At 63.9% G+C, this 22,198-nt stretch carries 17 protein-coding genes; all 17 read right to left on the reverse strand.

Annotation, left to right across the window (positions count from 1 at the left end):
• Positions 1-11: 11 nt before the first annotated feature.
• Positions 12-1,007: a CRISPR system precrRNA processing endoribonuclease RAMP protein Cas6 gene (cas6, locus tag N4J17_RS12475; RefSeq protein WP_198321524.1), complete on the reverse strand. Its 996-nt coding sequence runs from the start codon at positions 1,005-1,007 to the stop codon at positions 12-14.
• A gap of 132 nt (positions 1,008-1,139) precedes the next feature.
• Positions 1,140-2,621: an NADH-quinone oxidoreductase subunit N gene (locus N4J17_RS12480; protein WP_198321525.1), complete on the reverse strand. Its 1,482-nt coding sequence runs from the start codon at positions 2,619-2,621 to the stop codon at positions 1,140-1,142.
• Position 2,622: 1 nt separating this feature from the next.
• Positions 2,623-4,092: an NADH-quinone oxidoreductase subunit M gene (gene nuoM, locus N4J17_RS12485; RefSeq protein WP_198321526.1), complete on the reverse strand. Its 1,470-nt coding sequence runs from the start codon at positions 4,090-4,092 to the stop codon at positions 2,623-2,625.
• Complete coding sequence (nuoL, locus tag N4J17_RS12490) at positions 4,089-5,930, reverse strand: NADH-quinone oxidoreductase subunit L (protein ID WP_198321527.1); 1,842 nt, start codon at positions 5,928-5,930, stop codon at positions 4,089-4,091. Before nuoL ends, nuoM begins: the two co-directional genes overlap by 4 nt.
• Before the next feature lie 8 nt (positions 5,931-5,938).
• Positions 5,939-6,247 carry an NADH-quinone oxidoreductase subunit NuoK gene (gene nuoK, locus N4J17_RS12495; RefSeq protein WP_198321528.1) on the reverse strand — a complete coding sequence of 103 codons (309 nt, stop codon included), beginning with the start codon at positions 6,245-6,247 and terminating at the stop codon, positions 5,939-5,941.
• Positions 6,248-6,258: 11 nt separating this feature from the next.
• The gene (gene nuoJ / locus N4J17_RS12500) at positions 6,259-6,753 is read right to left on the reverse strand and encodes an NADH-quinone oxidoreductase subunit J (RefSeq protein ID WP_198321529.1); all 495 of its coding nucleotides are present in this window, start codon (positions 6,751-6,753) and stop codon (positions 6,259-6,261) included.
• A gap of 22 nt (positions 6,754-6,775) precedes the next feature.
• Positions 6,776-7,291, reverse strand: a complete 516-nt coding sequence (gene nuoI / locus N4J17_RS12505) for an NADH-quinone oxidoreductase subunit NuoI (RefSeq protein ID WP_198321530.1) — start codon at positions 7,289-7,291, stop codon at positions 6,776-6,778.
• Positions 7,292-7,304: 13 nt separating this feature from the next.
• The gene (gene nuoH, locus N4J17_RS12510; RefSeq protein ID WP_198321531.1) at positions 7,305-8,255 is read right to left on the reverse strand and encodes an NADH-quinone oxidoreductase subunit NuoH; all 951 of its coding nucleotides are present in this window, start codon (positions 8,253-8,255) and stop codon (positions 7,305-7,307) included.
• Positions 8,252-11,140, reverse strand: a complete 2,889-nt coding sequence (nuoG, locus tag N4J17_RS12515; RefSeq protein ID WP_232470169.1) for an NADH-quinone oxidoreductase subunit NuoG — start codon at positions 11,138-11,140, stop codon at positions 8,252-8,254. The genes nuoH and nuoG overlap by 4 nt, the downstream gene beginning before the upstream one ends.
• Positions 11,133-12,416 carry an NADH-quinone oxidoreductase subunit NuoF gene (nuoF, locus tag N4J17_RS12520; RefSeq protein WP_198321532.1) on the reverse strand — a complete coding sequence of 428 codons (1,284 nt, stop codon included), beginning with the start codon at positions 12,414-12,416 and terminating at the stop codon, positions 11,133-11,135. The genes nuoG and nuoF overlap by 8 nt, the downstream gene beginning before the upstream one ends.
• The gene (nuoE, locus tag N4J17_RS12525; protein WP_198321533.1) at positions 12,416-12,889 is read right to left on the reverse strand and encodes an NADH-quinone oxidoreductase subunit NuoE; all 474 of its coding nucleotides are present in this window, start codon (positions 12,887-12,889) and stop codon (positions 12,416-12,418) included. Before nuoE ends, nuoF begins: the two co-directional genes overlap by 1 nt.
• Before the next feature lie 12 nt (positions 12,890-12,901).
• The gene (gene nuoC / locus N4J17_RS12530; RefSeq protein ID WP_198321534.1) at positions 12,902-14,665 is read right to left on the reverse strand and encodes an NADH-quinone oxidoreductase subunit C/D; all 1,764 of its coding nucleotides are present in this window, start codon (positions 14,663-14,665) and stop codon (positions 12,902-12,904) included.
• Between the two features lie 18 nt (positions 14,666-14,683).
• Positions 14,684-15,325, reverse strand: a complete 642-nt coding sequence (locus N4J17_RS12535) for a NuoB/complex I 20 kDa subunit family protein (protein WP_232470170.1) — start codon at positions 15,323-15,325, stop codon at positions 14,684-14,686.
• 6 nt (positions 15,326-15,331) lie between these two features.
• Entirely contained in the window at positions 15,332-15,751 is a 420-nt protein-coding gene (gene ndhC, locus N4J17_RS12540) for an NADH-quinone oxidoreductase subunit A (RefSeq protein ID WP_198321535.1), read from the reverse strand.
• Positions 15,752-15,925: 174 nt separating this feature from the next.
• Complete coding sequence (locus N4J17_RS12545) at positions 15,926-19,090, reverse strand: efflux RND transporter permease subunit (RefSeq protein ID WP_198321536.1); 3,165 nt, start codon at positions 19,088-19,090, stop codon at positions 15,926-15,928.
• Positions 19,087-20,283 (reverse strand): efflux RND transporter periplasmic adaptor subunit, encoded by a 1,197-nt coding sequence (locus N4J17_RS12550; RefSeq protein WP_198321537.1) that lies wholly within the window; start codon positions 20,281-20,283, stop codon positions 19,087-19,089. Before N4J17_RS12550 ends, N4J17_RS12545 begins: the two co-directional genes overlap by 4 nt.
• A 106-nt stretch (positions 20,284-20,389) precedes the next feature.
• Positions 20,390-21,985, reverse strand: coding sequence for an efflux transporter outer membrane subunit (locus tag N4J17_RS12555; protein ID WP_232470171.1), 1,596 nt, complete (start codon positions 21,983-21,985; stop codon positions 20,390-20,392).
• Positions 21,986-22,198: the final 213 nt, after the last annotated feature.

A 22,198-nucleotide genomic window follows, 5' to 3' on the forward strand; every position in this document is an offset into this window, starting at 1 on the left:
AGTATGCCGGATCAGGCGTTCGCGGGGGGCTGCGGCAAGTTTGCGGGGGGTTGCCGGGGTCCGGCGGCATCGGAGTTTGCCGGCAGGGCTTCAATCCGGTAGCGCCCCAGTCCCATGCTGGTGGCTTTGCCGGTGTGTGTCCATTGCCCCAGCCAGAGGTAGGGCCAGAAGGGGGCGAGACGGCTGCCGTCGAGGATGAAGCTGCCGAGGAGTCCCCCCATCTGCATGGCGGTGTTCTGCCTGGAGGAATAACGGGTCCAGTCGTACCAGCGCAGTTCGGTATCTTTCAGGGGGACTTGGCGTGCCTGGGTCATGAGATCGGCAAAGTCGGTTTCCAGCGGAGTGTCGGTGTGGAAGTAGCTGAGCATGGAGAGGCGGCGCAGCAGATTGCCGAAGAAGATGGCGAAACCGAATTCGCCAGGGCCGACGTGGTGTTCTTCCCGCCGTAGCCGTAACGGGGTCTGCAACAGGATGCGGCAGCGTTCCGGCAACGGCGGGGTGGCCGGAATGGCGGCGGGCAGCGGCGTGAGCGGCTGTTCGGCGCTCCAGATGGGCAGCGTGTTGCCATTGCCGTCGTGCTGGCGGATGGTCTGGAGTTCGAGCCGGTTGTCGCGTTTGCCGATGCCTTGTCGCCCAGCCTGCTGCAGGGCGTGCACGAGGTAGGGCAGATTACGCTCGGCCCGGCCGATCAGGGTTACACCGATCTGGATGGCTTGTGGCGCGTGGGAGGGCTCAACTTCGAGCACGAAAGGGTGTGGGGCGGCGTCGTATTTCCGCATCTTGCGGGTCCCGGGGGGTGGGGGCGTCTCGAATACGTAAGAATAGACGCAGGCGCGATACAACAGGCACTCTTTGCAGGGGGTGCCGCGGACTACGCATACCGCGCGCTTGAGCGCGCGGCCGAGGGCGCCGCGCCAGGCCGAGCCGGGATAATCGGGCAGCCTGACCGGCTGTTCGGAGGAGAATTCGAAGCGGTAGTGTGCGAGAGGGAGACCAGGCCAAGTCATGATAAGGATGGCGGTGTTGTTGTCGTCACGCCGATCATAACATTCCGGTTCCCGAGCGCTGACCGCCAGCAAGCTTGCCGGTGCTTCCCTCCCGGAAAGTGCGATGCGATGAGCAGGTGGCGCGGAAACGTCTTATGGGTTTCCGCCCATCGCGGTCAGCCGTTGCGGGTTGTCGGCGGTGGAGGGCGGTTGGGGGCCGTTGGCGGCGGCATCGATCAAAGGTTGTGGAAACAAGCCGGCCGCGAGCACCAGTAGCGCTGCGGCGCCCAGCGCGGCGCCGGCCGCCGGATGCAGTGCGATCCGTTGAGCGGCGCCGGCCGGCTGAATCATGGCCAGCACGACCCGAAGGTAGTAGTAGATGCCGATGCCGCTGCCGATGACGACGGCGGCGACCAGGGGCCAGGTTCCAGCCTGCACGCCGGCGGCGAAGACGTAGAATTTGCCGACGAAGCCGACCGTGAGGGGGATGCCGGCCAGCGACAGCAGGGCGAGGCTGAGCACTGCGGCGAGCCAGGGTGAACGCCAGAACAGGCCGGCGTAGTCGCTGAGCCGGTCGGTTTCGCGGTCGTCGTCGGATAGAGCGGAGATGACGCCGAACGCGGCCAGGCTGGTGAGCGTGTAGGCGGCGAGGTAGAAGGCGATCGTTTCCGCCTGCAAGTCCCGCCGCAGTAGTCCCGCCGCGACGAATCCCACCAGCAGATAGCCCATGTGAGCGATGGACGAATAGGCGAGCAGCCGCTTCAGGCTGACCTGCAGGAGCGCCAGGAGATTGCCTGCCAGGATGGAGGCGGCGGCCAGCATGCCGAGCACGCAAAGAAAGGTTTCCGAGCGCTCGGCATGGACGGCGGTGAAAAACCGCAGCAGCAGGGCGAACATGGATGCCTTCGATACGGTCGCGAGGAAGGCGGTGACGGGGGCGGGTGCGCCCTGGTAGACGTCCGGCGTCCACAGGTGGAACGGCGCCAGAGACAGTTTGAAGCCAACCGCGGCCAGGATCAGGAACAGGCCGGCGAGAGCGAGCGGTTTTTGCTCCAGTTCCAGGCCGCTCGCGCCGATCTGTTCGAACGAGAGCACGCCCAGGTCGCCATAGACCAGCGCCATGCCGAACATGAGGAAAGAGGAGGCGAGTCCCGATAGCATCAGGTATTTGATGCCTGCTTCCAGTGGGCGGGAGGCCCGGACGCTGTAGGCGATCATCGGGAACAGGGAGATCGTCAGTACTTCCAGGCCGAGGAAGAACATGGCGAGATGGGCGCTGGATACCAGCAGCAGTGCGCCCAGGGTCGAGGTGAGGAGCAGCACGAGGATTTCTTCGTTCTCGTTCTCGCGCCGGCGGAAATAGGCCAGGCACAGGAGGGCGACGGCGAGCGCGGCGAGCAGGAAAAGCGCATGGAAGAACACGCCGTTGGCGTCGATCAGCAGCAGGTCGGTGGCGCGGGCCGGTGCGACCGACAGTGCGCGGGGCAGAGTGGACAGTGTGGCCAGCAGGCCGCCGACCGTCAGCCAGAAAACGAGGCGGAAGCTCCGCCGGATCGCGATGGCGAGCATCACGGCGACGGTGGCCGCCGACAGTACGATGAAGGGGAGCAGGGCGGTGAAAGCGTCGGCGGTCACGTCAGGTTCCTCGCTGGGCCAGGGTCCGGGTCAGGCCGGTCACCGTGGCATCGGTGTAGGCCAGCATCGATTGGGGATGCAGCCCCATCCAGGCAGTCGCAGAGACCAGGAACAGCATCACGCCCATTTCGCGCAGGCCGAAATCGCGGATTTCATGGCGGGAATCCGGCCCGTGGAACGCCCGCTGCATCACGTAAAGCGCATACACCGGCGCTAGGATCAGGCCGAGGGCGGCGAACGCGGTTATTGCGGCATCGACGCGGAAGCTCCCCAGCAGCACCAGGAATTCGCCGACGAAATTGCCCAGCCCCGGCATGCCCAGCGCGGCGACCGAGAAGAACAGGGTGATAGCGCCGAGGCGGGGCGCCCGGGCCCACAAGCCGCCCATCCTGCCCATGTCGCGGGTGTGGAGCCGCTCTTGCAGGGCGCCGGCGACCATGAACAGCGCTGCCGCGCTGACGCCGTGGGCGAGCATGGTCATCACCGCGCCTTGCAGCGCCGCTTGGTTGCCGGCGAAGGTGCCGAGCAGCACGAAGCCCATGTGGCTGACGCTGGTATAGGCGATGAGGCGCTTGAGATCGGTTTGGGCGAAGGCGAGCTTGGCGGCGTAGAGGATGCTGACCGCGCCCAGCGCCATGGCGATGGGGGCGAAATCCTGCGCCGCGCCGGGGAACAGCGGTACCACGAAGCGCAGCAGGCCGTAGGCGCCGGTCTTCAGCAGCACCCCGGCCAGGATCACGCTGCCGCCGGTCGGTGCCTGGGTATGGGCGTCTGGCAGCCAGGTGTGGAAGGGAACCGCCGGCAGCTTGACCGTGAAGGCGATGAAGAAGCCGAGCATGATCCAGCGGGCCGCGCCCGGATACAGGTCGGCTTCGAGCAGCTCGAAATAATCGAAGCTGAGCGTCCGTGTCGTCTGGTAATGCAGGAACACCAGGGCGAGGATCGCGATCAGCATCAACAGGCCGCTGACCTGAGTGAAGATGAAAAATTTCATGGCCGCATAGACCCGGTTCTCATGCCCCCAGATGGCGATCAGCAGATACATCGGGATGAGCATGACTTCCCAGAAAAAAAAGAACAGGAACAGGTCGAGGGCAAGGAACACGCCGATGACGCCGGCCAGCGTCCACAGCAGGTTGAAATGGAAGAAGCCCTGCCGTTCGCGGATCTCGGTCCAAGAGCACAGCACCGCGGCGAAGCCGAGGAACACCGTGAGGGTGGTGAGGAGAAGACTCAATCCGTCCAGCGCCAGATGGAAACGGATGCCAAAGCGCGGAATCCAGGCCCAGTCGGTCTGCACCAGCCAGGTGGAGTCCGGCACGGGCTGGGCGAAGAGAGCCAGCAGCAGTGCCGTGTCCGAGGTCAGGGCGGCCAGTGCCAGCCAGCGCGGAGCGTGGTCCCGCCAGCGGCCGGCGGGGAGCGCCAGCAGTCCGCCGATCAGGGGAATCAGGATCAGCCAGAGTAGGATCATGCCCATACCCCCAAGGCCAGGATCAGGGCGGCGCCGAACAGCATACCAGCGGCGTAGCGCCGGAGCTGGCCGGTCTGGGTGGGTACCAGCAGGCGATGACCCAGGCGGGCGAGGGCGACGATACCTTGATACGGCCGGTCGACCACGTCGGCCTGGTTCAGCCGGGCGAGCGCAACGAAAGGCCGGACGAACAGCCGGTCGTAGAGCCAGTCCATGCCCCAGCCGTTGAACCACAGGCGCCGCAATGCTTCTGCGCCGGGTAGCCGCACTAGGGCTTCGGCTGAACTGGCGCCGGTACGGTAGATGAGATAGCCGAGCGCGATGCCGAGGAACGGTGCTGTTGTGGTCAAGATGCCGATCGGGCCACCGGCCTGTTCCGGTCCGGTTTCGGGCAGCGCAGGGAACAGGGACGGTTTCGCCAGACCTCCGCCGAGGGAAAGAACGGCGAGAGCCACCAGCGGCACGCCGATGCTGGAGCCGTAATGCCGATGGGCCGGTGTTTGTTCCGGGCCGAAAAACGCGATCAGGAGCAGCCGGGTGCTGTAGAGGCCGGTGAGGATCGCGCCCGCCGTACCTGCGGCCCACAACCAGGGGCCGGCGGTACCGGCAGCGTAGGCGCTGAGCAGGATTTCGTGCTTGCTGTAGTACCCGGACGTGAACGGCAGAGCGACCAGGGCCGCCAGTCCGATGAGAAAGGTCCAGAATACCAGCGGCAGGCTGCGCCGCAAGCCTCCCATCCTGAAGATGTCCTGTTCATGATGCAGCGACAGGATGACGGCGCCCGCGCCGAGGAACAGCAGGGCCTTGAAGAAGGCATGGGTGGTCAGATGGAAGATCGCCGCCGACCAGGCGCCCGCGCCCAGCGCCAGGAACATGTAGCCGATTTGGCTGACGGTGGAATAGGCCAGGACGCGTTTGATGTCGGTCTGGGTCAGGGCGCTGAAACCGGACATTAGGAGGGTGGTGGCACCGATGACCGCGACCAGGGTCTGTACCTCGGGCGCCAGAGTGAACAGCGTGTGGGTGCGGGCGATGAGGTAGACGCCGGCAGTGACCATGGTGGCGGCATGGATCAGGGCGCTGATCGGGGTGGGGCCAGCCATGGCGTCGGGCAGCCAGACCTGCAGCGGCAACTGGGCCGATTTGCCGACGGCGCCGCCAAGCAGCAGCAGGGCCGCGGCGGTGGCCATGGCCGAGCCCGCCGGCCATTGGGTATCGGCTCGGGTCAATGCCTCCTGGATGTCGAGCGTGCCGAGCTGGCTGAACAGCAGGAACAACCCCAGCGCCATGGCGGTGTCGCCGACGCGGGTGACGACGAAAGCCTTGCGGGCCGCATAGCCGTTCTCGGGTTTCTCATACCAGAAGCCGATCAGAAGGTAACTGCACAGCCCCACGCCTTCCCAGCCGAGATACAGCAGCGGCAGGTTGTCCGCCAATACCAGGATCAGCATGGCGAACACGAACAGGTTCATGTAGGCGAAGAAACGGGCCATGCCGGGGTCATCGGCCATGTAGCCGGCGGAATAGATGTGGATCAGGAAACCGATTCCGGTGACCACCAAAAGCATGTTGAGCGACAGGGCGTCGAGGTAGAAGGCGAAATCGACGCCGAAATCGCCCGCCGCCATCCAGTGCCAGAGCGTCTGTCGGAACACCCGGCCTTCCGGCGCCAGGGTCAGAAGTTCGAAAGCCAGGGCGGCCGTCAGGGCTGCCGAGACGCCGACCGAACCGGCGCCGATCCAGGGGACGAAACGTCTGGCCAGCCGGCCTTCGCTCCCGGTGAGGATCAGGAAGCCCGTCAGAGGAAGGAAGGGAACCAGCCACAACAGATTCAGCATGACGACTCCTAGCCTTGCATTTCGCTCAGGCGATCCACGTCCAGCGTCTTGTGGCGCCGGTAGATCTGCAGCACCAGCCCCAACCCTACACCGACTTCGGCAGCGGCCAGGGTCAGGATCAACAGGAACATGACTTGGCCGTCGGGCTGGCCCCAGCGGGACCCGGCGGCGATGAAGGCCAGTCCCGCCGCGTTCAGCATGATCTCCACCGACATCAGCATCACGATCAAATTGCGCCGGATCAGCAGGGCGATCAGGCCTAGCACGAACAGGACCAAGGCTAGGAGCAGCGCATGTTCGAAAGGAATCGGCGCCATTACTTCAGCTCCTAAGACTTGAGGGGACGGCCGAGGTGATAGGCGCCGACCAGCCCCGCCAGCAGCAGCATGGAGGCCGTTTCGACCGCCAGCAGGTAGGGGCCGAACAGGGCAATGCCAAGTGTCTTGGATTCGACGATCCGGCTCGCCTCGTGGACGCCGGAACGCGTCAGGGTGAACAGCAGCTCGGCGAACAGGATGGCGCAGAGTGCGGCGGGGCCATGCCAGATGCCTGGGCACAGCCATTGTCTTTCCTGCTCGATCGTTTTGCTGCCGAGATTGAGCATCATCACCACGAACACGAACAGCACGATGATCGCCCCGGCGTAGATGATGACCTCCAGCACCGCCGCGAAAAACGCGCCCAGCAGGTAAAAGATGAAGCCCGAGGCCAGCAGGGAGACGATGAGGTAGAGCAGGGCGTGCACGGTATTGCACTGGATCACCACCATGAAGGTGGCGGCGACGGCGACCAGGGCGGAGAGGTAGAAAAGGGTCAGTTCCATGTCGATGCCTGTGGGGTTGCAGTCAGGGCAGAAGGCTGTGCACGTCGATCGGGGGCGCTTCGTTTTCCGCCTGGCCTTTGTCTTTACCAGCGATCGCCTTGCCCGCCACCCGGTAGAAACTGTAGCCCGGATATTTCCCGGTCCCCTGGATCAAAAGGTGTTCCTTTTCGTACACCAGGTTGCGGCGGTCGTATTCGCACAGTTCGAAATCGGGGGTGAGCTGGATCGCGTAGGTCGGGCAGGCTTCTTCGCACAGGCCGCAAAGGATGCAGCGCGAGAAATTGATGCGGAAGAATTCGGGATACCAGCGGCCATCGACATCCTCGGTTTTCTGCAGCGCGATGCAGTCCACCGGACAAACGACAGCGCAGAGATTGCAGGCGACGCAGCGCTCCTCGCCGTCCGGGTCGCGGGTGAGCACGATGCGGCCGCGGTAGCGCGGATAGAGCTTGGGTCGCTGTTCGGGGTACTGGACCGTGTCGGCACGGGAGAAGGTGTGCTTGAGCACGATCCACAGGGTGCGCAATTGGCTGATCATCTCGCTTTCTCACTCATGGCACCAACAGGCCGACGGCCCCGGTGATGACGATATTGGCCAGGGTCAGCGGCAGCATCACCTTCCAGCCGAAACTCATGAGCTGATCGTAGCGCGGCCGGGCCAGCGCCGCACGCAGCAGGATGAAGAAGAGGATGAAGACCAGGGTCTTGAGGATGAACCAGGCCAAAGGCGGCAGGAAGGCCGGTCCCAGCCAGCCGCCGAAGAACAGTGTCACCAGCATGGCCGAGTTCAGGGTGATCCCCAAGTATTCGCCGACGAAGAACATGCCGAACTTCATGCCGGAATATTCGGTGTGGAAGCCACCTGTGATCTCCTGTTCGGCTTCCGGCAGGTCAAAGGGAGCGCGATGGCATTCCGCCACAGCCGCCACCAGGAAGGCGAGAAAGCCGGCAAACTGCGGCAGTACGTACCAGCCGTCTTTCTGCGCTTCGACGATCTCCCGCAGGTTGAAGCTGCCGGCCAGCATCACCACACCCATGGCGGCCAGCCCCATGAAGACCTCGTAGCTGATGCTCTGGGCGGCGGCGCGCAGGCTCCCGAGCAGGGAGTATTTGTTGTTCGAGGCGTAGCCCGCGAGCACCTGGCTGTAGACCGCCAGCGAAGACAGCGCGAAGAAATACAGCAGGCCGAAGTTGAAGTCGATGACGCCCACGCCCGGCGCGAACGGCACCACCACGAAGCCGAGCAGCATGGTCACCATGACGATGGCCGGCGCGATGACGAACACCGGCTTGTCGGCGAAAGGCGGAATCCAGTCTTCTTTGAAGAAGATCTTGACCATGTCAGCCACCACCTGTCCCAGCCCGAGCGGGCCGACCCGGTTGGGCCCGAGCCGGTCCTGCCAGATCCCGATCAGGCGGCGCTCCACCCAGATCAGCCAAGCCGCGACGACCACGACCGAGAGCAGGATGCCGACGACGACATAAGGCGATCCGACGGTCATGACATCTCCTCTCCAGCTTCGTTCGGTTTCCACGGCCGCGAGGCGGTTGCCAGGAAAGGCAGGTCGGGCAGGCCGGCCGGTACGCCGGCGACGCCGGCCGCGAGGCCGGAGAGGAGCTTCACCGGCAGCCAGACGTCCGGGGCGAGTTCGACTTCTTCGCCTTCGGCGAGACCGAGCCGGGTCGCGTCTTCGGGAGCGATGGCGAGATAGGGATGCGGCGCCCGTTCTGCCACTGCGGCCGAGTGCATGCTGGTCTCGTCGCTGCCGAAGATGTGGTGAAGCGGTACCAGCCGCAGCGCGTCCGCAAGGGGCGCCTCGGCTTCCGGCGGCGGGGACCACGGCCGTTCGGCCCCGTCGCCGCCACCGAGCAGACGGATGCCGGGATCACCGCCGGAGAGATGCCCGCCGGCTTCATCCTGGAATTTGCAGACCGCCTGGTTCGAGTTCCAGCCCGGCGCCCAGACGAAGGGATTCAGGGCAGGCGGATGATCGGTTGCCGCTCCCTCCATGGAGAAGGCCAGGGCCGAATCGGTGTCCTCCGGCGGTTTCGGTTCGTGGATGCGGACGTCGGCCAGCATTGCGGTGCGTCCGCTGTAGCGGTGCGGCTGGCGCGGGATCTTCTGGCCTGCGATGCGGAAGGCCGCTCCCGGCGCGCAAGCGGTGATTTGCTGGAACACCGGTAGCGAGCCGGCCAGCGCTCGGGTCAGATCGTCGAGGTGGGGCCACGGCCCGAGCCAGCGCCAGCCATCCCGGCTGTCGCCGGCCGGCTGCATCGCTGCGAAGAAGCGCTGGGCGCGCCCTTCGCTGCTGATCAACGTCCCTTCGGTTTCGGCGAAGCTGGCGGCCGGCAGGACGAGGTGCGCGCGCTCCGCTGTGGCGTGCAGGGTATGGTCGATCACGATCACCTGTCTCGCACGCGTCAGTAGCGCATCGATCGCGGTCCGGTCCGCCCGCCGGTAGAGATCGTTCTCCAGGATCAGGAGCGTGTCGGCCCTTCCGGCCTCGATGGTCTGGAAGGCGTGGGCAAGAGGCTGCGCCTCCATCATCGCCAGCCCCAGGCTGTTGCATTCCGGTACGGCGAAATGCACCGCCGTGGCCTGACCCCCCCGTGTCGCCGCCAGTGCGGCGGCGATCTGGCCCACCGCCCGCAGCGCGTCTTCGCTCAGGCAGCCAGTGCCGGACACGATCAGGGGCCGTTCGGCCGAGGTCAGCGCCTGGGTGATTTCCGCAGCCAGGGCTTCGTGTTCGGGGGGCAGATTTGAGACGGCCGGCGCTTCGGGGCAGATCCCGTGCGCGACGGCGAAGCCCAGCCGGGCGATGGTCTGAGGGGATGCGCGGCAGATTCGCACGGCGATGTCGTCCAGCCGGGTCGGCGCCGGACTGGCGATGAACAGCGGGCTCTTCTCGGCCTGGGCCGCTTCACGCACGGCGGCATCCTGCCAGTGCGGGATGCCCAGTTCGTCGGCGATGGCCAGGGCACGGTTGCGCACTGCTTGGCGCAGCGCCAGCGCCAGCCGCGGTGCGGTCTGAGTCGGGTCTTCGCCCAGGATGAAGACGGCATCCGCCCGTTCGGCCTCCCGCAGCGACACGAGGTGGACGGGGAAGTTCCGGATGAGGTCGAGCAGGGTGCGCAGGCAGCCATGTTCGGCGCCGCCGATGCCGGCATGGAAACGCTCCGCGCCGACCCGTTCCCGCAAGGCGAAATTGGCCTCGAGGCTGGCGCGGGGCGATCCGATGCCGATGATTCCCTTGGCATCCTCGAGCATGGCGCGCAAGCGGTTTTCGGCGGCGTGCACGTCCAGCGGAGCGGTTTCGGCGGAGCGGGCCTGATGCAGGCGAGCCGGGCCGTTGACGAAGCCGTAGCCGAATCGCCCCCGGTCGCAGAGGAAATAGCCGTTGATCTCGCCGTGGTAGCGGTTGACGATCCGCCGCAGACTGCCATAACGCTCACCGGGGCTGGTGTTGCAGCCAATGCCGCAGTGGACGCAGACCGAGGGCGCGGTCTGCAGGTCCCATTTGCGGCTGTAATGACGGCTGAAGGTCTTGTCGGTGAACACCCCGGTGGGGCAGACCTCAACGAGGTTGCCACTGAATTCGTTCTCCAGCGTCCCGTCCTCGTGGCGGCCGAAATAGACGTGGTTGTGCGAGGCGAATACTTGCAGATCCTCGCCGCCGCAATAGTCCTGGTAATAGCGGACGCAGCGGTAGCAGGCGATGCAGCGGTTCATCTCGTGGTTGATGAAGGGTCCCAAGTCCTGGTTGCGGTGGGTGCGCTTGAGGCCGCGGTATTGGCGGAAGGTATGGCCGGTCATCACAGTCATGTCCTGCAGATGGCATTCGCCGCCTTCCTCGCACACGGGGCAGTCGTGCGGATGGTTGGTCATCAGCAGTTCCAGGATGCCGGCGCGGAAGGCTTTGGCGTCAGGGCCCTGCAGAGAAATCCGCATACCCTCCGCAACCGGTGTCATGCAGGCCATCACCACCCGGCCTTGGGTGTCGTCTGCATCTTTGAACTGGATCACGCCGCACTGGCGGCAGGCGCCGACCGAACCCATGGCCGGGTGCCAGCAGAAATAAGGCAGGTCCAGGCCCAGCGAGAGTATCGCCTGCAGCAGGTTTTCCCCTGCCTTGACCGGATAGCTCTTGCCGTCGATTTCGATGTGCGGACTCCCTCCCTGGAGTCCGTCCTGGGGACCGGCCTTCGGCCGTTCAAAATCGTTCCTTACGATTTTGTGCGGACTCCCTCCCTGGAGTCCGTCCTGGGGACCGGCCTTCGGCCGTTCAAAATCGTTCCTTACGATTTTGTGCGGACTCCCTCCCTGGAGTCCGTCCTGGGGACCGGCCTTCGGCCGTCCAAAATCGTTCCTTACGATTTTGTCAGGCATGGGCGCCTCCGTTGATGTTTTGCGGCTGGAGATAGCGCTCGAAATCGGCGCGGAAATATTTGAGGGCGCTCTGCAGCGGCTCCATCGCGCCGGGGGCGAGGGCGCAGAAGGTATTGCCGGGGCCGAGCAGGCCGCACAAGCGCGCCAAAGTCTCGAGGTCCTCAGGCCGGCCGCGCCCTGCTATCAGGTCTTCGAGCAGGCTGACGGTCCAGGGCAGGCCATCCCGGCAGGGGGTGCACCAGCCGCAGGATTCCTGAGCAAAGAACCGTTCGAGGTTGAGCACCATCTGCACTGGACAGGTCTTATCGTCCAACAGGATCATCGTGCCGGTACCGAGCCTGCTGCCGGCCTTGGCGATCGACCCGTAGTCCATGGGGATGTCCAGGTGTTCGGGCAGCAGAAAATCGGTGGACGCCCCCCCGGGCAGGTAGCCTTTCAACCGGTAGCCTTGCCGCATTCCGCCGGCATGTTCTTCGATGATCTCCCTCGCCGTGGTACCCATGGGCAGCTCCCATGCGCCGGGGCGCTCGACCCGACCGCTGACGCCGTAAATCTTGGTGCCCGGCTCGCCGCTGCGGCTGAGACTCTGGTACCACTCCACTCCGTTGCGGAGGATGTGCGGCAGATTGCACAGAGTCTCGACGTTGTTGACGATGGTGGGCTTGCCGAACAGCCCGGAGACTTGCGGAAACGGTGGTTTGGCGCGAGGGGTGGCGCGCTTCCCTTCCAAGGAGTTGAGCAGGGCGGTTTCCTCGCCGCAGATGTAGCGGCCGGCGCTGGTGTGCAGACGCAGATCCAGGCTGAATCCCGAGCCGAGGATGTTTTCGCCGAGCAGCTTGTGTGCTTCGGCTTCGGCGATCGCCCGCCGCAGTCGCGCCGCCGCCAGCCGGTACTCCCCCCGGAGGAAGATATAAGCGACGTTCGCCTGGATGGCGTAAGATGCGATGGCCACGCCTTCGATCAGTTGGTGCGGATCGCCTTCCAGCAACAGCCGGTCTTTGAACGTGCCGGGCTCCATCTCGTCGCCATTGACCACCAAGTATTTGGTTTTGGGCGCATCCTCGCCCATCGGCACGAAGCTCCATTTCAGGCCGGTCGGGAAGCCGGCGCCACCGCGGCCGCGTAGTCCGGAGTCTTTGACCCGCTGCTGCACCTCCAGAGGGGTGAATTCGGCGAGGGTTTTTTTCAACCCTTCGTAGCCACCGCCGGCGAGATATTCGGCCAGAGTCACGGTCGAGCCGTCGGATTTGATGTTGCGGGTGAGCGGCGCGTCCATCAGGGCGCTCCGGTTTCACCGAGAATGGTGTCCAGCCTGGCGGGATCGACGTTGAAATGGGTCTCGTCGCCGATCATGAGTACCGGCGCCTTGTCGCAGGCGCCCAGGCAGACGATGGGGAGCAGGGTGTATTCGCCGTCCCCCGTGGTTTCCCCCAGACCGATGCCGAGCTTCTCGGTCAGATGGCGGCGGTTTTCCTCCGCGCCCAACATCCAGCAGCTTACGCTGTTGCAATAGTGGATGACGCGCTTGCCGACCGGGCGGCGGTAGATCAGGTTGTAGAAGGTGGCGACACTGTCCAGCTCCGCCGGTGACATCCCCAACAGTTCGGCGATCTCCTCCAGCAGTTCATCGGAAATCCAGCCGTGGCTGCGCTGCACGATGTTCAACGCTTCGATCGCGGCCGCCGAAGGGTGGGGGAAATGCCCGGCTTCCTGGCGGATGGCTTGGATTTCGTCGGCAGTGAGGATCATGTTCAGGCTCCTTCAGCGGTCCACGTCGGCCATCACGAAATCGATACTGGCGAGGATGGCGATGAGGTCGGCGATCATCATGCCGCGGCTCATCAGCGGAATCATTTGCAGATGCGGGAACGAGGGGGTGCGGATACGGGTACGGTACGCCATCGTGCCGCCATCGGAGGTCAGATAATAGCCGTTCAGGCCCTTGGTCGCCTCGATCGTCATGCAAACCTCGCCGGGCGGGATCACCGGGCCCCAAGAGACGCTGAGGAAATGCTGGATTAGCGTTTCGATGTCGTGCATCGTGCGTTCCCTGGGCGGCGGGGTGGTGAGCGGGTGCTCGGCTTTGTAAGGGCCGGTAGGCATGTGCTCCACACACTGCTCGATGATCCGGAGGCTCTGCCGCATCTCCTCCACCCGCACCGCGCAACGGTCGTAGCAGTCGCCATTCGTGCCGGTCGGAATGTCGAATTCGAAGTGCTCGTAACCCGAATAGGGCCGGGCCTTGCGGTAGTCCCAGGGCAGACCCGTAGCCCGCAGTCCCGCCCCGGTCACGCTCCAGTCGATGGCTTCAGCAGTGGTGTAGGCACCGATGCCGCGGGTGCGGCGCTGGATCAGCTTGTTGGCCATCACTGCCTTGTCGTATTCGGCCAGACGCTTGGGAAAATAGGCGATGAACTCGCGGATCAGTCTGTCCCAGCCCTCGGGCAGGTCCATGGCGACGCCACCGATGCGGAAGAAACTCGAATGCATCCGGGCGCCGGTGAAGGATTCGATGATCTCGAACACCTTCTCGCGGTCGATGAACATGTAGAAGATCGGCGACATCTGGCCCACATCCTGGGCGAAAGTCCCGTAGAACAGGAGGTGGCTGGCGATCCGGTAGAACTCACAGATCATGACCCGGATGACCCGGGCGCGCTCCGGCACCTCGATTCCGGCCAGTTTTTCGACCGCCATGACGTAAGGCAGGTTGTTCATCGAACCGCCCAGGTAATCGATCCGGTCGGTGTAGGGGATGTAGCTGTGCCAGGATTGGCGCTCGCCCATCTTCTCGGCGCCCCGGTGGTGGTAGCCGATGTCCGGGACGGCATCGACGATCTCCTCGCCATCGAGCTGGAGGGCGACCCGGAACACCCCATGCACGCTGGGATGGTTGGGGCCTAAGTTCAGGAACAGGAAATCGGTGTCGTCACTCTGGCGCTGCATGCCCCACTCTTCAGGCACGAAGCGCAGAGCTTCCTGTTCCTGCCGCTGTACCTCGTCCGGTAGGCTGAACGGTTCCATCTCGGTGGCCCGAGCCGGGTGGTCCTTGCGCAACGGATGGCCCTGCCAAGTCGGCGGCATGATGAGGCGGCGCAGGTTGGGATGGCCGTCGAAACGGATGCCGAACATGTCCCAGACTTCGCGCTCGTACCAGTTGGCGGCGGGACAGACGGCAACGATGCTGGGGAGTGCCGGATCGGTTTCCGGGAGGGCGACTTTCAGCCGGACGTCGGCGTTGCGCTCCAACGAAATGAGGTGATAGACGACGGTGTAGGCACTGGCGGGCAATCCCTCGCGGTGTTTGCGGACCCGCTCGTCGACGGCGGTCAGGTCGAACAGCAGCGCATAGGGCCGGTCGATTTCCGAACGCAGGTAGCGGATCGTCTCGACGAGGGTTCTGGCGGGCAGCCACAGTGTGGGTATGCCGTCGGCGGTGGCTTGGTAGACGAAGCTCTCGTCGCCGAAGCGACGGCACAGGGCCGGTACGATGGTTCCAGCATGTTCCGTCATCGAGGCCGCCATGTCCGGATTTCCTCCCGCTCAATCCAGGCTGAACGGATCGTGCAGTTCGGTGGCCCGGTTGCGTTCGGCCTGTTTGAGGTCACGCCGGCTGGGCACGGGAGCCTTTTGAATGCCTTGCGGTCCGATCACCCAGCTCAAGGGCCGCTCCTCCTTTTCCACCAATTCCTGCAGCATCATCAGTCCCTCCAACAAGGCTTCCGGCCGTGGCGGGCAGCCCGGCACGTAGACGTCCACGGGTAAAAATTTGTCCACGCCCTGGACCACGCTGTAGATGTCGTACATCCCGCCGGAGTTGGCACAGGAGCCCATGGAAATGATCCACTTGGGTTCGAGCAATTGGTCGTAGAGATGCTTGACCACCGGCGCCATTTTGCGGAAGACCGTGCCGGAAATCACCATCAGGTCGGCTTGGCGGGGGCTGGCCCGGATCACCTCGGAACCGAAACGGGCGATGTCGAAGCGGCTGGTGAAGGCCGTCGCCATTTCCACGTAGCAGCAGGACAGGCCGAAATTGAACGGCCAGATCGAATTCTTGCGACCCCAGCGCACCAGGTCGTCCAGGCGGGCAAACAGGATGTTGCGCCGCAGGGCTTCCTCGTAAGTCTGCCGGCCCGGCTGGGGGGCCGGGATCTGGTCTGCTCGTGTCAGGCTCCAGCGCATGGGGGGCTACAGGTGGAATTTGGCTTCGACGATGCGCTGGCGGGGGGTGCGCCAGTCGAGTGCGCCGATGCGCCACAGATAAACCAGTGTGGCGACCAGGACGCCGATGAAGATCAGGATTTCGAGGTAACCTGGCCAGCCGCTTTCGCGAAAGGCGATGGCCCAGGCGAAGATGAAGACGGCTTCCAGATCGAAAATGACGAAGAAGATCGCGATGAGATAGAAGCGGACCGAGAAGCGGAGCTGGGGGCCGCCCACCGCGACGATGCCGGACTCGTAGGGCTGCTCCGTAGACCAAGTGCGGCGGGTGCGGCGTTCCCCAAGGAAAGGGGGCAGCGCGAGCATCGTGCCTACCACGACCAGAACCAGCCCGAAATAGAGCAGGAGCGGCCAAAGATCGGTATGTGGAACGCCGGTGGAACTCATGTGCCCATGTCTCCGGATGTTCGTATAAGCATTCCTCGCCGGGGCGAAAGACCTGCCGCAAGGGTCGGATACACTTTCGTCAAGTGGAGGCGGTTTGTCAATCGTCGTTGCAGGAGCGGCTCATGCCCTGCCCTTTAGCCGGGACGGAAAGCCTGGATATGCCTACGGCCCATTTCAGCCGGCCGCTGAAGATTCCGGCCTACCTCCTTTCTTCCGCTCGCTCCAGCGCTGGGTGATGACGTAGAACACCGGTACGAAGGGGATGGCCAGGATCGTCGAGGCCAGCATGCCGCCGAACACCACGGTGCCGATCGCCTGCTGGCTGGCCGCGCCGGCGCCGCCGGCTTTCATCAGTGGGACGACACCCAGGATGAAAGCGAACGAAGTCATGATGATGGGCCGGAACCGGCGCCGGGTGGCTTCCACTGCGGCATCGGCGATGGCCATGCCTTCGGCGCGCAGTTCCCGCGCGAATTCCACCACCAGGATGGCATTCTTGCTGGCCAGTGCAATCATCAGGACCAGCCCGACCTGAGTGTAGAGGTTGTTGTCGAAGTGGCGGATGATGAGGGCGACGATGACGCCCACCAGGGCCATGGGCACCACCAGAATGACGGCGGCTGGGCTTGCCCAGCTCTCATACTGGGCAGCCAGCACCAGGAACACCAGGACGATAGAAAGCGCGTAGATGTAATAGGCTTGGTTGCCGAGCTGCTTTTCCTGGAACGCGGTCGCGGTCCATTCGAAGCTCATGCCTTGCGGCAAGGTGTTTTTGGCGACCTGCTCCATCAGCTGGATCGCCTCGCCAGAGCTGAACCCCGGGGCCGCGGTGCCGAATACCGGAGCCGCCGGATAGAGGTTGTAGCGCGTGACCAGTTCCGAACCCAGCTTGTGTTTCACCGTCAGGAGGGAACCCAGCGGTACCATGTCCTCCCGGACGTTCTTCACGTACAGATTCTGGATGTCCTCCGGCCGCAGCCGGTAGGGCGCATCGGCCTGGACGTAGACCTGGAACGACTGGTTGAATTTGTTGAACAGATTGACGTAAGCCGACCCGAGATACGCCTGCAGGGTGGCGAATACGTTGTTCAGCGGCACCTCTTGCGACTGTGCCTTGGTGCGGTCTATGTCGAGGTACAGCTGGGGGCTGCGGTTGCTGAAGGTCGAACCGACGAAGCCGAGACGGGATTGCGCGGAGCCGGCGTGGACCAGTTCCAGCACGCCTTTCTGCAACTCGGGCAGGCCGAGGCTGCGTTTGTCTTCGACCATCATCTGAAAGCCTCCGGCTTGGCCGAGGCCGCGGATAGGCGGGGGGATCATGATGGCGAACTGGGCTTCCGGAATGGCGTCGAGCTGCTTTTTCAGGCCGCCGAGAATGCGGGCCTGAGTCAGCGTCTCGCCGCGCTTGTCCCAATCGTCGTAAATGACGAAAGTCGTGGCGGCGTTCGAAAGATTGGCGGTATCGAGGATCGATAACCCCCCGATCACGACCCAGGCATGGACGCCGGGGGTTTTCTTCAGGACCTCGTCCAGCTTCCGGCTGGCTTGCCGGAGTCTGGGCTGCGCGGCGCCGTCCGGCAGGCGCGTCATGATCATCGCATAACCCTGGTCTTCGCTGGGCAGGAAGCCAGTCGGGTGGATGCTGAACAGCCAGCCGCCCATGGCGATGACGGCAAAAAAAACCGCGGCCATGGTACCGGGCCGGTTTACCATCCAACGCACCAGCCGGGTATAGGCCGCCTCGATTTTCGCGTAGACCGTATTGAATCCGCGATAGAACGCATTCGGGCGGTGCTCGGCCGGCCTGGCCTTCAGGTAAAGGGCGCACTGCGCGGGTTTCAGGGTCAATGCGTTGATGGCGCTGATGACCGCGGTAGAGGCGATCACCAGAGCGAATTGTCGGAACATCTGGCCGGTAATGCCGGGCAGGAAGGCCGAAGGCAGGAATACCGCGGTCAGCACCAGGGTGATGCCGATGACCGGGCCGGTCATCTCGCTCATCGCCTTGATCGACGCCTCCTTCGGCGTCAGCCCCTTCTCGATGTAGTGCCAGGCGTTCTCGACGATCATAATGGCATCGTCCACGACGATGCCGATCGCCAGGATCAAGGCGAACAAGGTCATCAGGTTGACCGAGAAGCCGAGCATCGCCATCGCGGCGAAGGCGCCGATGATGGTGACCGGCACGGTCGTTGCCGGCACCAGGGTCGCCCGCCAGTTCTGCAGGAACACCATGATGACGATCAGCACCAGCACGCCGGCTTCGAGCAAGGTCTCGTAGACCGCATGGATCGATTGATCGATGAACTTCGTGGTGTCGTAGAAGATCGCGTACTTGAGCCCTTCCGGAAAGTCCTGGCTCATTTCTTCCATCGACTGCTTGATTTTTTCGCCAACGTCGACCGCGTTGGCCCCGGGCAGGGTGTAGACCACGATCTGGGTCGATCGGTGGCCGTTGACCTCGGCGTAGTTGGTGTAAGTCTGCTGGCTCAACTCGACTCGGGCGAGGTCCTTCACGCGCACGATCCGGGCGATATCCTCGTTCGCGACCGCTTGCTGGGGCTTTCCCCGTCTGGTCTTGATGATGATGTTTTCGAATTCCGAGACATCGGACAGACGGCCCAGGGCATTGATGGTGAACTGGTAGGGCTGGTCCTCGGGCACCGGAGGGCTACCGAGCTGGCCGGCCACGACCTCGACGTTCTGTTGCTGAATGGCGTCGGCCACGTCCTTGGCGGTCAGGCCGTAGTAGCGCAACCTCTCCGGATTCAGCCATACCCGCATGCTGTAGGAGCCGGCGCCGACGACCTTGATCTGCCCGACGCCATGGATGCGGGCCAGCGGATACTGCAGATTGATGACGGCGTAATTGGACAGATAGGTTTCGTCGAAACGGTCGTCGTCCGAGTACAGGCTGATGACCTGCAGCATGTCGGTCGAGACTTTCTTGACGGTGACGCCCTGCTTCTGGACGGCGTCCGGCAACTGGGCGAGGGCGCCGTTGACCATGTTCTGCACCAGGGCCAAGGCGGTGTTGAGATCGCTGCCGACCCTGAAGGTCACGGTCAAGGCGTAGGAGCCGTCGCTGCCGCTGGTCGAGGATAGGTACAGCGAGTTTTCCACCCCGTTGACCGCCTGTTCGATCGGGATGCCGACCGTATTGGCTATGATCTCGGCGCTGGCCCCGGGATAGCGAGTGGTGACCTGGATGGTGGGGGGCACGATGTCGGGATACTGGGCGACCGGCAAATTGATGAGGCTGACGACACCCAGGATGATCGTGACGATCGCGATGACGTTGGCGAAGATCGGCCGTTCGATGAAGAACTTGGAGATCATCGGGCGGGCGCTCCCGCGGAATTACCGGTCGAGTCAGCCGCCAGCGGCTGCCGGACGGGAGCCACTTCCTTGCCCGGAATGGCGCGCAGCAGGCCGTCGACCACGATCCAGTCGGTGCTTTTCAGTCCGTCGCTGACCGACAGCATGCGCCCGGAAGGGGGGCCAGCGGCGATGCTGCGCCGCTCGACCAGGTTCTTGTCGTTGACGACGAGTACGTAGGGGCCGAGCTGGTCGTAGCCGATGGCTTCCACCGGGATGAGCAGCGCGGACTGCGCCACGTCGACCGGCGCCTTGAGCCGAGCGAACAGGCCGGGAAGAATGGAATAGTCCGGGTTCGGGAAAATGGCGCGCAGCAGCAAGGTGCCGGTAGTGGGGTCCAGCCGTATGCCGGCGAAGTCGAGTTTCCCTTGGTGCGGATAGCCGTCTTCGTTGACCAGTCCCAGAAACACGGGTACGTCCGGCACGCGGGGGCTGGTTGCCTCGTCCTGGTGCTGGCCGCGAACCCGCAGCAGATCCTGCTCGCTGATCGTGAAATAGGCATAGATCGGGTCGATCTGGTTGATTTCGGCGAGCACGGTTTTCTCACCAGCGCCCACCAGGTTACCGGGGTCTTTGAGGCGGCGGCCGGCACGGCCGGTGAAGGGGGCTCTGACTTCGGTATAGCTTAGATTGAGCTGCGCGAGGTCGACGTTGGCTTCCGAGGCCATGACCGCAGCCTGCGCTGCGTCACGCTCGTAGCGCCAGCGATCGACGTCGGTCTGGGCGGCGGCGTTCTGTTTGAGCAATCCGGAAAACCGTATGTATTCGGTTTCCGCATGCTTCAGACGAGCCTTGTCGGCGAGCAGCTGGGCCTTGGCCTCCTTCAGCTTGGCCTCGTAGGTGTTCTGCTGGATGAGGAACAGCAGTTGTCCCTCCTTGACGATTTCGCCCTCGCGGAACAGAATTTTTTCCAGATAACCTTCGACGCGGGCGCGGAGTTCTGCGGTTTTGCTCGCCTGGGTGTTTCCCGTGAGTTCGAGGTAAGGCGTGACCGGACCTTCGACAGGCTGGCTGACGATCACTTGGGGCGGCGGCGGGGGGGCGTAAGTGTTGGATCGATCGCAGCCGCTGCCGACCACGAACAGCAGGTAAGTCAAGGTGCCGGCAAGGGTGCGCCGCAAATTGCCCCGGCGGTGTGGCGTCGTGCGAATCACTGGAAGAGTCTCCCTGAAGTCGTTTCCGGTGGCGGCGGCTGAATCGGCTGGAGCGCGGCTAGTCGCCCAATTAAGTCAAAATGAATATTCGGCAAGGCTTGCGGCCTCACCAATCCGGTGCCCGGATGAGGTTGGCCGGCGGTGTCTTGGAGACGGCCCCCGGCTTCAACAGGTCGCCCCAGTGGGTTCGCTCGCCCATGGCCTGCAGAATGGGCTCGGGCACGAAGTCCTTGCCTTCGCGGATCTGCCAGCCGCCGCCCAGGGCCCGGTAGACGCCGACCAGATGGGTGGCGATGCTGCCTAGGGTCTGGGCGAAGTTGTCCTGCTGCTTGAGCAGATCCTGCTCCGCCGTCAGCACCGTGGTGAAATCGGCAATGCCTTCGCGGTATTGCAGGGTGGCCAGATCCAGCGAGCGTTGGGCGGCGGCGGTACTCTCGGCCAGGAACTGTGCGGAATTCTGGGTCTTGAGGAAGCCGATCAAGGCACTCTCGGCCTCCTGCTGCGCCTTCAGTACGGTGTTCTGATAACCCAGGGCCAGTTCCTGGAACCGGGCGTCCTGGGCCCGGACTTGATTGGTGAGTTGGCCGTAATTGAACAGATTCCACTGCACGGAAGGGCCGAAGCGGTAGAAATGCTGTCCCCAATTGAAAATGTCGCCCAGACTGTGGCCCTGGGAGTTGGTCGAAACGAAGCCGAAGCTGCCACTGATCGAGAAGGCCGGATAGAGCGCGGCTTTGGCGATGCCGATGCGGGCTGACTGGGCCGCGGCGCTTTGTTCCGCCCGACGCACGTCCGGGCGGCGCCGCAGCAGGTCGGCGGGAATGCCGACGGCGACCTGGACCGGCGGAGCGGGGATCTGGCCGAATTGCGCTCCAGAGCCCAAGGGCTGGTCGAGTTTATCGGGCGGCATGCCGAGCAAATAGCAAAGCGTGTTCTTCGCCTGCCGAAGCTGTGCTTCCAGCACCGGGATGGTTGCCTGGGTGCCGGCGAGCACGGTTTTGGCTTGCTCCACGTCGCGCTGGGTACTGGTGCCGCCGTGGAACTTGGCCTCGGCGATCCTAAGGCTCTCGCTCTGGGTCTCGACGTTGTGGCGGGCTATATCCAGGCGCTTTTCCAGGGTTCGGATCAGGATATAGGTGTTGGCGACGTCGGCGGTGAGGGTGACCAGGATGTCGTCGTACTCGGCGATGGAAGCCATCAACTGCGCGTCGGCGGACTCGATGGCCCGGCGATATTTGCCCCAGATGTCGATTTCCCAGTTCGACATGACGCCGACGCGGGTATACCAAAGGCTGTTGCCACTTCCCAGCCCGAGATCCCGGAGGAAAGGCAAACTGATTTTCTCGGTTTGCCCTTCGAATCCCTGTTGCTGCGGAAACAGATTGCCGGTGGCGATACCCAGCTCCGCGCGCGAACCCAGGATGCGGACGGCGGCGACCTGCAGCGGGAGATTCTGTGAGTAAGCGGTTTCCACGAGTTTGTTCAGGACCGGGTCCTTGAATATGCGCCACCACTCGCGGAAATTGCCCTCCTTCCTGGAAACCCGCGTGTCTTCGCTTTCGAGCCAGTCAGGGGAAACCTGGGTTTCGGGCGTCTGGTAGTCCGGTCCGATCTTGTTGCTGCAGCCGCTGGCCAGAACCACTGGAAGGACCAGAAGCAGCCGGCAGCCGGTGTTTTTCAACAGCTCGATTTGGGGATCCATCCTGTATGGAATCCTGCAGTTAAAGGTCCTGGGGAAGGTCGTGTCCCGCCGACCGCGCGTTGGAATGTGCCAAGCATGCCTCAAGTCTCCGGGGGTGTCGAGCTATGCCTTGGAACTGTAATTCACTCGATGAGGGCCGCGTCGATCGGCGACCGTCATGTGGCCTCTGTAGCAGGATTTCACGTCAGCAAGAACACGAAGGGCTCCCTCCCT

This window comes from Methylococcus capsulatus (assembly GCF_036864975.1).
In the GTDB taxonomy this organism is placed as follows: domain Bacteria; phylum Pseudomonadota; class Gammaproteobacteria; order Methylococcales; family Methylococcaceae; genus Methylococcus.

Bases quoted from the DNA above. Each gene is read 5' to 3' on its own strand.
- cas6 (WP_198321524.1), bottom strand. From the start codon at position 1,007: ATGACTTGGCCTGGTCTCCCTCTCGCACACTACCGCTTCGAATTCTCC.
- nuoM (WP_198321526.1), bottom strand. From the start codon at position 4,092: ATGATCCTACTCTGGCTGATCCTGATTCCCCTGATCGGCGGACTGCTG.
- nuoL (WP_198321527.1), bottom strand. From the start codon at position 5,930: ATGCTGAATCTGTTGTGGCTGGTTCCCTTCCTTCCTCTGACGGGCTTC.
- nuoK (WP_198321528.1), bottom strand. From the start codon at position 6,247: ATGGCGCCGATTCCTTTCGAACATGCGCTGCTCCTAGCCTTGGTCCTG.
- nuoJ (WP_198321529.1), bottom strand. From the start codon at position 6,753: ATGGAACTGACCCTTTTCTACCTCTCCGCCCTGGTCGCCGTCGCCGCC.
- nuoI (WP_198321530.1), bottom strand. From the start codon at position 7,291: ATGATCAGCCAATTGCGCACCCTGTGGATCGTGCTCAAGCACACCTTC.
- nuoH (WP_198321531.1), bottom strand. From the start codon at position 8,255: ATGACCGTCGGATCGCCTTATGTCGTCGTCGGCATCCTGCTCTCGGTC.
- nuoG (WP_232470169.1), bottom strand. From the start codon at position 11,140: ATGCCTGACAAAATCGTAAGGAACGATTTTGGACGGCCGAAGGCCGGT.
- nuoF (WP_198321532.1), bottom strand. From the start codon at position 12,416: ATGGACGCGCCGCTCACCCGCAACATCAAATCCGACGGCTCGACCGTG.
- nuoE (WP_198321533.1), bottom strand. From the start codon at position 12,889: ATGATCCTCACTGCCGACGAAATCCAAGCCATCCGCCAGGAAGCCGGG.
- nuoC (WP_198321534.1), bottom strand. From the start codon at position 14,665: ATGGCGGCCTCGATGACGGAACATGCTGGAACCATCGTACCGGCCCTG.
- N4J17_RS12535 (WP_232470170.1), bottom strand. From the start codon at position 15,325: ATGCGCTGGAGCCTGACACGAGCAGACCAGATCCCGGCCCCCCAGCCG.
- ndhC (WP_198321535.1), bottom strand. From the start codon at position 15,751: ATGAGTTCCACCGGCGTTCCACATACCGATCTTTGGCCGCTCCTGCTC.
- N4J17_RS12545 (WP_198321536.1), bottom strand. From the start codon at position 19,090: ATGATCTCCAAGTTCTTCATCGAACGGCCGATCTTCGCCAACGTCATC.
- N4J17_RS12555 (WP_232470171.1), bottom strand. From the start codon at position 21,985: ATGGATCCCCAAATCGAGCTGTTGAAAAACACCGGCTGCCGGCTGCTT.